Source organism: Alphaproteobacteria bacterium US3C007 (assembly GCA_034423775.1).
Taxonomy (GTDB): Bacteria; Pseudomonadota; Alphaproteobacteria; order Rhodobacterales; family Rhodobacteraceae; genus Thalassovivens; species Thalassovivens spotae.
Genome location: CP139918.1, coordinates 2,827,925 through 2,842,063 on the forward strand (window position 1 = coordinate 2,827,925; position 14,139 = coordinate 2,842,063).

At 46.2% G+C, this 14,139-nt stretch carries 12 protein-coding genes; 6 read left to right on the forward strand and 6 right to left on the reverse strand.

From position 1 onward, the window contains the following. Window positions 1-29 precede the first annotated feature (29 nt). The 6 genes from UM181_13480 (at window position 30) to UM181_13505 (ending at window position 7,384) form a co-directional block, all read left to right on the forward strand. A complete protein-coding gene (locus UM181_13480) occupies window positions 30-434 on the forward strand; it encodes a VOC family protein (GenBank protein WQC62319.1) in 405 nt (134 codons plus the stop codon). Further along, the gene (locus tag UM181_13485) at window positions 427-1,599 is read left to right on the forward strand and encodes an aminomethyltransferase family protein (GenBank protein WQC62320.1); all 1,173 of its coding nucleotides are present in this window, start codon (window positions 427-429) and stop codon (window positions 1,597-1,599) included. Before UM181_13480 ends, UM181_13485 begins: the two co-directional genes overlap by 8 nt. 73 nt (window positions 1,600-1,672) lie before the next feature. After that, window positions 1,673-2,578 (forward strand): alpha/beta hydrolase, encoded by a 906-nt coding sequence (locus UM181_13490; GenBank protein ID WQC62321.1) that lies wholly within the window; start codon window positions 1,673-1,675, stop codon window positions 2,576-2,578. Beyond that, window positions 2,575-3,828 carry a malonyl-CoA decarboxylase gene (locus UM181_13495; protein ID WQC62322.1) on the forward strand — a complete coding sequence of 418 codons (1,254 nt, stop codon included), beginning with the start codon at window positions 2,575-2,577 and terminating at the stop codon, window positions 3,826-3,828. Before UM181_13490 ends, UM181_13495 begins: the two co-directional genes overlap by 4 nt. 4 nt (window positions 3,829-3,832) lie before the next feature. Then, on the forward strand, window positions 3,833-5,347 hold the full coding sequence (locus tag UM181_13500; GenBank protein WQC62323.1) for a malonyl-CoA synthase: 1,515 nt from the start codon (window positions 3,833-3,835) through the stop codon (window positions 5,345-5,347). A 708-nt stretch (window positions 5,348-6,055) separates the two neighbouring features. After that, window positions 6,056-7,384, forward strand: a complete 1,329-nt coding sequence (locus UM181_13505; GenBank protein ID WQC62324.1) for a tyrosine-type recombinase/integrase — start codon at window positions 6,056-6,058, stop codon at window positions 7,382-7,384. Between the two features lie 200 nt (window positions 7,385-7,584). Here UM181_13505 and UM181_13510 read toward each other — a convergent pair whose 3' ends face one another. The 6 genes from UM181_13510 to UM181_13535 form a co-directional block, all read right to left on the reverse strand. Then, window positions 7,585-8,697, reverse strand: coding sequence for an enolase C-terminal domain-like protein (locus UM181_13510; GenBank protein WQC62325.1), 1,113 nt, complete (start codon window positions 8,695-8,697; stop codon window positions 7,585-7,587). A gap of 21 nt (window positions 8,698-8,718) precedes the next feature. After that, window positions 8,719-9,708 carry an HIT domain-containing protein gene (locus UM181_13515; GenBank protein ID WQC62326.1) on the reverse strand — a complete coding sequence of 330 codons (990 nt, stop codon included), beginning with the start codon at window positions 9,706-9,708 and terminating at the stop codon, window positions 8,719-8,721. Window positions 9,709-9,815: 107 nt separating this feature from the next. After that, window positions 9,816-11,339 (reverse strand): hypothetical protein, encoded by a 1,524-nt coding sequence (locus UM181_13520; GenBank protein ID WQC62327.1) that lies wholly within the window; start codon window positions 11,337-11,339, stop codon window positions 9,816-9,818. A gap of 243 nt (window positions 11,340-11,582) precedes the next feature. Continuing rightward, window positions 11,583-12,053 (reverse strand): hypothetical protein, encoded by a 471-nt coding sequence (locus tag UM181_13525; GenBank protein WQC62328.1) that lies wholly within the window; start codon window positions 12,051-12,053, stop codon window positions 11,583-11,585. Window positions 12,054-12,344: 291 nt separating this feature from the next. Beyond that, window positions 12,345-13,073, reverse strand: coding sequence for an arsenical resistance protein ArsH (arsH, locus tag UM181_13530; GenBank protein WQC62329.1), 729 nt, complete (start codon window positions 13,071-13,073; stop codon window positions 12,345-12,347). Window positions 13,074-13,355: 282 nt separating this feature from the next. Further along, entirely contained in the window at window positions 13,356-14,030 is a 675-nt protein-coding gene (locus UM181_13535; protein ID WQC62330.1) for a recombinase family protein, read from the reverse strand. Between the last annotated feature and the right edge of the window lie 109 nt (window positions 14,031-14,139).

Sequence of the window (14,139 nt, forward strand, 5' to 3'; positions counted from 1 at the left end):
GCGACTACTCGAAAAAAAAGAGGGAAGACATGATTGGCTATGTGATGATCGGCACAAATGATCTGGATCGAGGCGCAAGATTTTACGATGCTCTTCTGGCTCCGCTTGGATTGGTACAGGTTGAACGTGTAGAAACCTACGCGGCTTACGCCCCTAAAGCTGCAAAAGATGCAATTGAATTTTACGTCACTAGGCCCTTTGATCAAGCCTCGGCAACGCCCGGGAACGGAACGATGATCGCCCTGTCCGCTCCAACAATGCAAGCGCTTGAGCAGTTTCATAGGCTGGGTTTACAAAACGGCGGCAGCGATGAGGGCGCCCCTGGTCCGCGCGAAGAGGGAAGCAGGATCTGCTATGCTTATATTCGCGATTTTGACGGGAATAAGATTTGTGCCTTCTATGATGGGGTGAAAGTGCAGGCCGCTGATGAATGAGCATCCTGCTCTTGATCCTGCGCATATCTTCCCGACCTATATTGGGGGCAACGAATTATCGCCTTTTCATCATTGCTATGCCAATGATCAGACGGTGTTACGCCTAGCAGCGGGCCGTTTCTTTGCCTATCATAACGGCGATCCTTCAGAGTTGGGGTATTGGGCCCTGCGAAAACAGGCAGCGCTATTCGATGTGCCCGAACGCCCTGTCGAAATTTCTGGCCCCGATGCTGTTGCCTTTCTCGAGCGCATCGTCGCCAGACGGATCGGCGATATGAAAATTGATCGCGGGCGCTATGCGTTGATTTGCACCCATCAAGGTGGTATTTTTATGGATGGCATCTTGTTTCGACTGGCGGAGACCCGCTTTTGGTTTGTGCATCCTGATGGTGATCTAGAGCCATGGCTTTTGGCCCATAGCCATGGCTTTGATGTCACGTTTAGCGATCCTAAGTCGCGGGTATTGCAGCTGCAGGGGCCAAACTCATTTCCTATTATGCAGGCTGCATCTTCGGGCGCGCTCACCGAAAGCTTGAAATATTTTCATTCTGGCTTTTTTGATTTTGACGGTCAGCAAGTCTATGTTTCGCGCACGGGGTGGACCGGAGAATTGGGGTATGAACTCTACACCCTTGGCGATCAAACAGATTGTCCGCGCTTGTGGGATCACTTGATGCAAAAAGGAGCCCCTCATGGTCTGGTTTTCAGTTCCATGCAGGCGATGAATACACGCCGGATCGAGGCTGGCATTTTAGATAGCGGCAGCGATTTTGACATCTCTATGACCCCTTATGAGGCAGGGTTGGAGCGGTTTGTTGATCTCAGTAAAAAAGGTTTTATAGGCCGCGATGCCTTAAAGGCGGCCGCTCCTGCAACCCGAATTTTTGGATTGCGCTGCATTGCGGCCACCCCATGCTCCGGCGATTTAATCCTTAGCGGCAGTGCGCCCGTTGGGATGGTCACAACTGGTGCGCTTTCACCCTATTTGAAGTGCGGAATAGGGTATGCCCGGTTTGATCAGCCCGATGAGTGGTCTGGCAAAACGCTAACCTTAAAATCGCAGCAATCTGACAAGGTCACTTGCACGATCGTTGATCTCCCGTTTTATGATCCAGAAAAACGCTTGCCTCGCGGCTTGCCATTGCAAGGCGCGGGGCAGATTTAAACAAGCTTATTTTCTGATGAGAATCTGGCCTTAGCCAAGGGCTGTATAAGAGATGCAAAAGGAGAGGTATTTGATGCTCAAGGGACATCTCAGCGCGGAAGCTCAGCGCTTTCTTTGCAACGAGGAACCCGCGCCGTCGGGGCGCTCGGAGACGACATTGGCGGATCTGCGGTCCGCGACAAAAGCCTATATCACTCCGGCGGTTAGGCAGGTTTTGGCAACCACCAAAGTGACAACCCGCCATATCATCATCAACGATGTCGAGTGTTTAGAGGTAAGACCGCCTAAAACCACGGTATCTTGGCCGATACTTTATGGGTTCGGTGGAGGGTTCATCCAAGGCAGTGCATATGAGGACTTAACCATCGCAGCGCCCCTTTGCGCGATGACAGGTGCTGCGCTGATCATCCCAAGCTATCGGCTGGCCCCAGAACATCCTTGGCCCGCTGCCATTGATGATGGGTTTTCTGTTTATCAGGCGCTTTGCGAACGACCATTTGCATGTGTTGGCGAATCTGCTGGGGGCAATCTGGTGCTTGCTGCGATGTTACGCGCAAAAAGGGCAGGCTTTCCTTTGCCGCGCGCAGTGGCGCTTTTGTCGCCGTGGTGCGATCTTGATATGTCGAGTGACAGCCAGATGTTCAATGACGGGCGGGATCCTTCATTGAAGATACAAGAGTCTAAAACGGCTGCGCGGCTCTATGCTGGTGATCATGACATCACAAATCCCGATATTTCTCCAATCAACGGGTCTTATGATAGCGCGTTTCCGCCCTGCCTCATTACAACGGGCACGCGAGACTTGTTGCTGAGCTTGTCCGTGCGTCTTTCACGCTGCCTTCGAGAAAGCGGTGTAGAGGTTGATTTGCAGGTCTGGGAGGGGCTGTGGCATGTTTTTGAATGGCACCACCGCATCCCGGAGGCGCAGCAATCTATGCGCAACATTGCGGCTTTTTTGAAAGGGCATTTGACTCCATGAACCTATCTGACCTTCTGTCAACGGTGTTTGCGCGGCGCTATCGCCGCAGGATGCCTTTACAAAGTGATCGTCGACCTCTGAGCGCATTGGCAGATGACTTGGTTGGAACCACAGGGGAAATCTCTGGCTTGGCCATCGCCGAGGATATTCTGTCGCGCTTCGAGATAATGGATGACGCGCAGAAATTAGAGTTTTTTCACTATCTTGCGACGGCGATGAACATTGATCCAGCGAGCGTTCGGCGCACCCTTGAATCTTATGAAAAAACACCGTCAAAAGCATCTTACCGCGCCTTTGCTTCAGCTGCAGAGCCGGCCCGACAGGAAATGGTGCGGCGTTTAAATCGTGTTCCAGGTGCCACGGGAGCTTTGGTTCGAATGCGCGCCGATCTTCTGCGGATCGGGCGGGGCGTGCCAGACCTTGAAGCTTTGGATCTGGATTTCCGGCATCTCTTTTCCAGTTGGTTCAATCGTGGTTTTCTGGTGTTGCGCCCGATTAACTGGGAAAGCCCGGCGCTTATTTTGGAGAAGATTATCGCCTATGAGGCCGTCCATGCGATCGATAGCTGGGATGATCTGCGCCGCAGATTAGAGCCAACGGATCGGCGTTGTTTTGCGTTCTTTCATCCCTCTATGCCAGACGAACCGTTAATCTTCGTGGAGGTTGCGTTGAACAAAGGTATTCCGGGATCGGTTCAAAGGCTGTTGGCGCAAGATCGCAAAGCGCTTCCCGAAGCAGAGGCCGATACGGCAGTTTTTTATTCGATTTCCAATTGTCAGCCTGGTTTGGCGAGTATTTCTTTTGGCAATTCATTAATTAAGCAAGTGGTGTCAGATCTTGCTGCCGAGCTGACGGGGCTCACAACATTCGTTACTTTGTCACCCATTCCCAGTCTGACCAAGTGGCTTGCGCATGAAAACCACGCATGGGACAGCGAACAACCAAGGCAGATGAAAGCATTGGCCGCCGATTACTTGCTTAATGCGAAAGCGCAGGATGGTCTGCCGGCTGATCCGGTCGCGCGTTTTCATCTTGGAAATGGCGCGATTATCCATGCGGTGCATGCGGATGCTGACATTTCAGAAAATGGAAGAAGTCAATCGGGTGGTGCCATGGTCAACTATCTTTACGATCTGCGTGATGTGTCTCAGAACCATGAGGCTTTTGTAAGCACTAAAGATGTGGCGGCAACCCCGGGTGTACAGGCCCTTGCTCGAGAAGCCGCGCGTGCGCGGACAGATGAAAGGTAACGCAGTGGCAAACCCGCTTTATGATGGTCTTTTTGGTCGACATGCCGGCAAAACAACCCCTTTTTTGCATCTTTTGGATGGGTCGACGATCACGCATCAGCATTTTCTGAGCCGTGCGGCCCAAATTGCCAATGTGATGCTCCAGCTTGAGCTAAAGCCGGGTGACCGAGTCGCAGCTCAAATTGAAAAATCCCCCGAGGCATTGGCCCTATATGCAGCATGTGCGCAAGCCGGTCTGGTTTTCCTGCCATTGAACACGGCCTACACAGTCGATGAGCTTGCCTACTTTATAGACAATAGTGGTGCCTCGTTGATCGTTTGCGACGGCCGCAACCAAGCAGCGCTGGCGCCTTTGGCTGGTAGGCTGGGGGCAATAATAGAAACGCTGAATGCGGATGGAAGCGGCTCGCTGAACGCCAAGATGCAAAAAATGCCCATTCTTTTTCCAACGGTGGCCCGTAGCGAGAACGACCTTGCGGCCTTTCTTTACACATCCGGCACCACAGGGCGATCGAAAGGTGCCATGTTGACGCAGAAAAACCTGTTATCAAACGCATTGGCGCTGGTGGAAGCTTGGCAGTTTACGGAAGATGACGTCTTGCTTCACGCCCTTCCTATTTTTCACACGCATGGTCTTTTCGTGGCAACCAACATTTCGTTAATTTCGGGTGGCAGCCTCATCTTCCTTCCGAAATTTGATCTCGATGCGATCGCCAAACATATGCCCAAAGCAACAACCTTGATGGGTGTACCAACATTTTACGCGCGTTTTCTAGATGATCCGCGTTTTACCGCGGCATCAACCGCGCATATGCGGCTATTTATCTCTGGCTCGGCGCCGCTTTTAGCCGAAATCCATTCCCGCTTTGAAGCGCGCACCGGCCATCGCATTCTTGAACGATATGGTATGACCGAAACCAATATGAACACTTCGAATCCCTATGAAGGGGATCGGCGCGCGGGAACCGTGGGCTTGCCCTTGCCCGGGGTTGAGGTCAGGATTTGCGATGCTGATGGCCATGCGTTGCCGCAAGGCGAAATTGGCGAGGTTGAAGTGCGTGGCGCCAATGTTTTTCAAGGATATTGGCAAATGCCTGACAAAACCGCTGCAGAATTGCGTGAAACTGGGTTTTTTATCACGGGTGATCTGGGGCGAATTGACGAAGATGGGTACTTGCATATTGTGGGTCGCAACAAGGATCTGATTATTTCCGGAGGTTATAATATCTATCCTAAGGAAATTGAGCTGGTGCTCGATGATCAGATTGGCGTTTTGGAAAGCGCGGTAATCGGCGTGCCCGATCCAGATTTTGGCGAAACAGTCTTGGGTGTTATCGTTGCAGAATCAGGCCAATCACCTGATCTTGACGCGATGATGGACGCCATCCGCAGCGCGCTTGCCCGCTTTAAGCACCCGCGCAAATTGATCCTGCTTGATGAATTGCCGCGCAATACGATGGGCAAGGTTCAAAAGAATATTCTGCGCGGTCAATATAAAGACATGTTCGCATCAAGTTGATCCGCGCTGTAGGGCGCCCAAGCGCCTGCTATTGCTGCTTAAGGGGTCTGACTTAACTTCTCTTTAAATGCCTATCCAGCCAAAAAAACTTGGCGTGTTTGCGACCCAAGGGAACAAGTCTTGAATGCAAAAGATATCGAAGCTGATGACGGCGTGTTTCGGGAGGACAAACCGATAATCTGCCTATTGTGCCACCAAGCTTACAAAGGGATTAAGCCCAAATCTGGCTGAAAGGGGCCACTGTATGATCCGAGGGCCGCTGAATCTAATGTGCATCTTCATCACTTTTGCGTCGGAGGGCTTGACCATGTCAGGTTTAACTGAATCATTTTCATGACTGCCCGCCCGTTCATTCATGAAAACCGGAGTCAACATGTTGTGCGGTGCGTTTTATTTGTGCAGATATGTCCAGCTGCGGTGCAAAAGGCTGAGACCTATTTGTGGGAATGGCTATTATTCGCCCCGATATTCACTCACTGAACTGTCATGGCCTACGGGGATCAGTAATGGGAAAAGCATCGGGCTGGATTTTAATGCTGGATTTCAGGCGGACAACCCTGCTGTTGCTCAGCGTGTCATTTCTAGATGGAGGATTTTTGGTGGCAGCCCGTAGGGGACTCTAGTACATTCGCTTTAAAGTCATTTATATTCTTGAAATATTAGATTTACGTGTGCTACCTACGGGAAAAACCTACGGGATATTATTTGATGCCGAAACTACCGTCTTATCTTGAGAGGCCTTGGAACGTGTATCATGCCACCTTGAAAGTACCCAAGGACGTACAACATTTTTTCAATCAAACTAAGTTTTATGAGAGCTTGGAAACTGATAGCCTTGCTGAAGCAAACATTAAAAAGCTGCCGCTTATATCAAAATGGAAAACTCAAATAAAAGTTGCGAGATCCTCAAAAAAGTTAGGTGCCGATTTGGGTATTGATGAACAGGTTGCATTTTACAGGGGAGAGTTAGAGCGGAATTGGAAGGGGTTTGAAGAAAATGGCCTCAATAGTGTGGCTGATATTCTCGACGAAAAGTATTTACGAGATCATGACAATCAGACGATGTACGATATCCCACTGAGGACAGACACCACAGATCAAGAGAAGTTAGCAGCCGTTACCATTTTCAAGAGAGTTTCGGGTGAGTGGACTGCTACGCATGAACGGGTTGATGAGTTCGTGGCTCAAGCAGAGTACACCATGCAGACTGCTGATGAGTGTCGGGGTAATTTAAAATTGTTTACCGATAGATTTGAGGTGTTTGAAACCATTTCAGAGAGAGATATTGAGGCGTGGGTTCTTGAGTTACTTGAAAAACTGTCGCTCAGAACGGTAAAAAAGAAGATTGGTTTTGTCAGGTCATACTGGCGATACTGTAAGAAGAGACATTTCACAAAAGCGAACCCGAGCTCTATCCTAACAGAAGATATTTATCCTGAAAAACGAAAAACCAAGGCCACAATTACTAGGCAGGTAAAAGCTAAACGAAAAGCGTTTACGGTAGATGACTACCATAAGTTACTTAAAGCTAAACCTAACGATCAACTCCTTTGCGACCTCATAACATTAGCTGCGTATACTGGTTGTCGGAGGGAAGAGATTTGCTCAATGCCCTTAAGTAAGGTGACCTCAGATAGATTTATTGTAGAGGATGCTAAAACAGAATCTGGATGGCGAGAGATCCCGATACACAGCGAGATTAAGCAATTAGTATCTCGGTTGGTTGATACGAGTGAGGATGGCTTTTTACTTTCTGGGTTGGATGCCTCTAATAATAAATACAAGAAGCGAGGCAATGCCTTGGGGCGCAGGTTCCTACGCTTGAGGGATAAATTCTACAATCATCAATATGTTTTGCACAGCTTCAGGAAGACTCTGGCTACACAGATGATGACCGCTGGTATTCCTGAAGCTCATGCGGCTCAAATAGTTGGTCACGATTTAGATACTATGACGTATGGCTTATACGGTGAGGATATAGGATTTGAAGCCAAGGTGGAGGCAATAGAGAAGTGTACCTATGTTTTGGGGAATTAGTTCTCATATCTAACCTACAATAACCATCCTGCTGATCTCATGCTTCTTGATTTCATCTTCTGTCGTCCATCGAATATCCCCAGATCTCTCACGTTCAATAGTCCAGAGGGGAGGGTGGTCTATTTTCTCTTTAGTAGACTTGTTTAGTTGGAATGACGCCCTTCACACCACCTCTAGGGCCTTTGACGTCAATCTGATGCCTAAAAACCATGTAGACCTACGCCGTATGTGTCATTGATGCAGAGCTGGTTATTTTTTGAAGTTATATGGCCAGCGAATTGTAACTTTGTCCAATCGGCATATTCCAAATAGTGTGCGTTTTCGATTGAAGATAAAAGGTGCGCACTGATTTCTGGATAAAGATGTGACGAGACTTTGACCCCACGCTTTGCTGCTAACTTTGCGCTTCTCAGCCATTGGGTAGCTCCGCCAATTTTAGCAACGTCGGGCATCAGGTAGTCACTAGAACCTAAGTTCAATGCTCTTTCAACTTCTGTCAGCGACCATAAGTTTTCACCAAGTTGTATTGGCGTTTTAATTTGCTTCGTCAGTTCTGCGGCTTTCTCCAACATGTCAGCCGAAATTGGTTCTTCGATCCATGTAAGTCCAAGGTCATCAAGTTTTTTGCAACGCTCAAATGCCTGATCAACGGTTAGTCCTTGGTTATAATCCACCATCAATTCGATGTCGTGACCAAGTTCCTCTTTCAGACGGCTCAACAAACTGACCTCTTGTTCAACTGTTTCGTAGCCCAGTCGGACCTTCATTCTACTATTACCGTTAATTAGAAAGGTTTCTGCCTGTTTCAAAACCTGATTAATGCTACCAATGCTTAAACCTGAACTTTCGTAGGAAGGTATGGGCGTCTTTATACCGCCCCAAAGACGATACAGTGGCTTTCTCAGCGCATGAGCAAGTAAATCCCAAGAAGCCATATCGACCGCAGCAAAAGCCATTGTCAGGATACCTGTGCCGCCGAACAACTTAAACTTATCTAACAGGTAATCTGTATTCATTTCTGGTGAGCAACTTCTGCCTTTAACCTCTTCAAAGGCGACTGATACTGCACTAGCTAATGCTGGTAAAAGCTTGGCGTTAGGTGAAAACAAGTAACTGTGACCTTCGATACCACATTTGCTTGTCATAGTTACCAAAACGAGTGAAGCATTCTTTAAGGCACCACTCGCAGTTAAAAGGGGTGAAGGTAATTCTGGTGTTGCGGTTGTAACTGATATGTCTGAAAGGATAATTTGGTTCGCAGCACTGGCATCAAGTTCAGAGATAAAGTCGCTTATGTTAGACGGTTTTGTCACCTCAAAAATCCCTTACTTAGTTCAATAGGACTGTTTCCTAGGTATAACTCCTCTTATACCACCTCTCGGCTCTTCTACATCACCATTACGCCTAGGTATGAGGTGAATATGCACATGGAATACGGTTTGTCCCGCTGATTTCCCTGCGTTGATGCCAACATTGAAGCCAGTCACTGTTTTATCCTCATGCATTATGCTTTGCCTCTGCCGTGAAAGAAGATCGTGAATAGCATTGAGTTCTGGTTGGTAGAGATCAAAGAAATCTGCAACATGTCTCTTTGGAATTATCAGAGTGTGTAAGTCTGTAACTGGAAAACCATCTCTGATGGCAAAGCATAGTTCATTCTCGGCTATGATCCGCCCAGCGCAGTTATTACAAAAGACACAATCAGCATCTCTATCACTGTAACTGTCTAGTATGCCCCTAAAGTCAGTATCATCCTCTGCCCGTTTGTTGGTATTGCAGGTCTGACACAATGCTTGAAAGTTACTCAGATCGTCGGGGCCACCCTTTGATCGTGGCATAATATGATCAACATGGAGTGCTACTTGGGTTTCGTGCGCACCGCACAATTCACAACGGTATTTTGCTCTTTTAAGGACATTGTATCTTGTGGAGCCTGAAACATAACCACTCTCGGAAGCTCTATGCTGCCATATCCGGTCACCACGTTTATCTAGGTAATCTGAAATACTCTTATCGCATTCGGCTATCAGTGACGCTCTTTGGGCTTCTGTAAGAGCTTCTGAGTTGAGCCTATAACCTTTAGTCGCTCGACCAGATCTGATGGGTTCTACTACACCATTTTTCGTTAGGACTTTCCCAACCATCTGTTTTGTTCTTTTGCCGTAATATTCCATTTGAGATTGATCATAGGTGAGAAGTGCTGATGCGATCTGATCTACTGATGCCTCACCAGAATTTTCTAATAACACTTTTAGCATCACGGGCTGGTAAATGTGTGACATCTGCATGCGTTTGGTGATGTATTCTTCTAGATCTAAGGTCATTATCTCAACTTGTTCCAGTAATGGAGGAGGGGGTGCTATAGGCGGAATAACAACAAAGTAATAACAACCACCAACTTAATAACTTATTCAGATTTACAACAAACAAGTTACTCACTCTTTAGTTCTGTCCACTTATAGAATTTATCCCTTCTAGCTACATACTGATCAGTTCTTTCAATTCTGTTTGGTGTGTGGAAGGTAACGTCTATAGGTTCTTTATATCCCTCTATGTTACCCTTTACTGGTGTTGTTGTTTCTAATCTCTCATTCTTAATGTCTTGCTGTATTCTGTATCCAGTGAGTTGAAATGTACTGTTAGATACAATCCTTCTAAGCTCTTCACCCTTCTTGTAGTTGATTAAGAAACTGTCATGGATGCAAAGAACTGGTTCATTCTGTTTAGTGAAGTAATCAATAACCATATTAGCTATTTGACCATCTACTGCCATTAGCTCAAGTCCTAGTCCTTTACATAAGAACTGTTCCATATGAGGTTGTTCATCAAAGAAGGATTTAAGGAGAGATGAGAGGGTATTGTTGGTTAGGCTGGCCGCAAGTTTGTCCTTTCTGTCGTTATTCCTAAAGGCTGCATAAGCGTCACTTGGCGTGGAAGCATTGATAGCCATAAGGACTAGTAGTTTAACGTACTGTCTCTGCTGCTGTGGGCTTGTCTGAGTAAGTAAATGGTCTTGTAGGCTATATGGGTCTGCTGGAAGCTCTATGCCTGCTCTGTTGGATAATAATGTAGGGTGTAAAGCCTTTAGATCATATTCATAGGTTGGCTCATCATTTATGTAGGTGTGGCTTCTGTATTCCTTATCTATCTGTTGCCACCAACCACCATAAAACCTGCCATTGAGTTTCCAGTCACTCTCTAGTCCTCCACTAAAGATACGTCTTACGAACTTGTTGTCTGGCCCAATAGAGATTGTTGTCCTCTGACCTGCTCTCTTGCCCTTTTTTATAGCTCTAGAGAAGGACGCCTTAGAGAATGATGGAATATCAATGAAGGAAGTCGTTAGAAGGGTATTATAGGTTTGTAGTTGGTTTCGTATTGTATTGGTAAAGTCAGTATCGTGATACTCAAGATCGACTGTCGTGTTTCTCCGATCCTCATCATCGAAGTACTTTTGTCTGAGAATAATACATTCCTGATTATAGTGTTTGTCTATGTCGTGTAGCTCTACTGTCAGTTTATTGAAGTGTTCTACCAGCTTCTGACTAGGTCTTATTCGTGTAGAGAAACTAGGGCCAGTACCTGATCTCTCATTGTAATGTTTTAAGACGCCTAAGTATCCATGCTCTTCCAGTAACCTCTCAACAGCTATTATCTTTCTGTTGATATATAACGCATTGTATCTGCTATTTGGCTTGTAGTTCCTTGGGTGCTTGTGGAAGCCAGTAGCCAGATTTGGGTCAGTCAGCCAACGAACATAAAGATCTAAGAGAAGAACCCTCAGCATATCTTTTACTTTGATCTTGCCTTGATTATTAGATCTGGACTGTAACTCAGCACAGCCAAGTTCATCGAATAGAAGGTTAGTTAAGTCTCTTATCTCAGGATGGTTTGACCAAGTATGTACGTCTAGAACTTCTGAAAAGTATCTGTCTATGGGGTCTAGGTTATCCATACTTCTATTTGTCATCCCACATAGCCCCCCCAATTACTGGAACAAGTTGAGACTTATTGAGTGTATAAAGCAAATGTTTTTACGCTGCCTGCTTGGGTTCTGTTGGTCATGTGCAGGTTACTTGTTTATTGATAATATTTATGTATTTATTAATTATATCAGAGATTTAATTCAGACATCTAAAGTGATAATTGCGGTTAAATGCTTTGTGCTTTGGGTAGACCTTCTGCGCCGTGGGTGTCTTCAATTATCAGTGCTGGGCTCATTGCACTCAGGCATTCGAGACATAATCAGATCACTTGAAGGACGAAACTTTTCAGGTAATTCAGCTAGTACCTCATCCATAACTTCTGCCGAAGAGGATGCTATCTCACACCCATAATCCGTAGGAGATTTATCTGGGTTTTCCGCAAGCCAAACTTTCAAGTCATTTCCTTCAAAAGCTACTGCTGCGCCTGTGCCAAGAAGAGGAACTGCTACAATCAGTCGTTTAAGCCTAGCCTTCGCCTTCTCTTTAGAAATAGCTTTAGCCATCTGCTTTTTATGTAGTGCAGCTGCTGTTGCTGCGTTAGCTGATAGAGTGGCGACTTGGGCTGTTGCACTGGCTAAACTTAAGCTGGTTTGCAGAAGAGCTAATCCTAAACCAACGGCTAATAAGAATAAGAAAATAGCTGATCTAAACAGCCTGAACACAAATCTGATTAATCGCAGCATGATAATCGGTTTCCTGATTTAGACTTTCGGGTTTCTACCATAACTTAGACAAATTAAACAAAGGCATTGACACTGGACCAGCAGAACACAACAGGGCTTTCTATGCTTAACGCAAACTCAGTTCGCTACCGTATTCTCACGGCTCAAGATAGGCTTGAGAAAACACCTGAACCAGCAGCCCCTCAGAAGTCCACAGAGAATCTCTACAAGCTCAATACAGACGGCTCTTTGATATGGGTTTATAAAGTAAGTTTTTGCTCACTGGTGGGCCACTAAAGCGGTTATTTGCATTCAGTCGCTTTGATTTACCCTAACTGTAAGCTCCTCAGCGGTTTCAACCCTTTCGCTATAGCGGTTGACCAAATAATCTGAGCATCCTCGGGTTAAAATCGTGAACTTCACAAGCTCCTCCATCACATCGACCATACGGTTATAAAATGGAGAGCGTTTCATTCGGTCATTCTCATCAAATTGTTGAAACGCTTTTGGAACTGATGATTGATTAGGAATGGTAACACATCGCATCCAACGACCTAAAATACGTAATTGATTAACAGCATTAAAACTTTGTGAGCCGCCATTTACTTGCATGACCGCTAATGTTTTACCTTGTGTCGGACGAACAGACCCTATGGACAATGGTATCCAATCAATTTGAGCTTTCATAATACCTGTAATCGTTCCATGGCGCTCTGGGGAACACCATACCATTGCTTCACTCCAATTGACTAACATTCTCAATTCTTGGACTTTGTGATGGGTTTCGTCGCTGTCATCAGGTAATGGTAGACCACTCGGATTAAATGTTTTTGTTTCTGCTCCTAAGAGCGATAGTACTCTAGCTGCCTCTTCGGTCATCAGCCTACTAAATGAACGTTCACGAAGTGAGCCATAAAGCAGCAAAACCTTAGGCTTATGTTCTATATTTTTCTGATTAAGCAGTACCTTTTCATCGATAGAGCTAAATGAACCGTGATCAATTTGTGGGGTGTCTGAGTTTTTAGCTCTTTTATTTTTCATTTTTGAATATGCTGATTTCTTGTGGTTGGTTAGGCCAATGCATGTTGTCTTACAGCATACCGCTTGCTTCATTCGAAGACCAGAAAGGTTTTCATCTCAAAGCTATAGGTAGTTCTATGCTTATTTGTAGCTTTCCAGCAAAAGCTTCTAGGTGGTTTTGATAATGGCTTACCTTAAAATCATATGGGGGTTTTGGGCGGCGCTTTTGCTCTACGAGCGCAAGGACTTACTTTAAATAACTGAATTAATTTCGCTGATGGGGTCATTTTCCACTGGAGGGGGTCAGGCGGCTAATCGTTTGTAGACCCTTTGGACTGACTTAGCATTCCACTGACCTTTCCCTGACATTGTAGGTATCTCTTCTTGATTAAGTGCCTTGGCTACCCTGTGCAGCGACAGGGAACCGTCAGGATTAACCCTTTCAAGTATTGGCTTAAGTCTGGTGGCTTTTAGATTAGCGTTCTCCATGCGCTTCTCTGTTGCTGCCTGAAGGTCTTCGGTGCGTCCCACATACCCTCTGAAACCACCTAGTTTCACACCTCTAGCTTTAGCAGCAGCCAATGCAGCTTTGGTTCTTGAACTTATAGCTTGGGCTTCTTGTTGGGCTACAAGGGCCAGTATTCCCACGGTGAGTTCATTGGCTTGGGGGTTATCACTGGCAAGAAAGCGTATGCCTGACTTCTGTAAACCCAATAGGAAGTGGGCATCACGGCTTAATCTATCGAATGACTTAAGGATAAGGGTGGCATTGTAGACCTGACAGAGTTCTATCGCTTGATTAAGGACAGTTCGGTCTGTCTTACGTCCACTGGCTACCTCTACAAACTCTTGGATGAGTTCCCCGCCTACGCCCTCAATATAGCGACCCACATGGTCACGTTGGGCTTCTAATCCTAGTCCTGAGATACCTTGTTTGTCAGTCGATACTCTAAGTAGTGAGATGAACCTCTGTTTCATAATAAGAATCCCTCTATTGTGTCGTGTCCACCAACGACCGTTGATGCTAGTGACACAGTTAGGATGTCTATAAGAATGTAATGTTTACAATGTATTTAGAGGATATTTC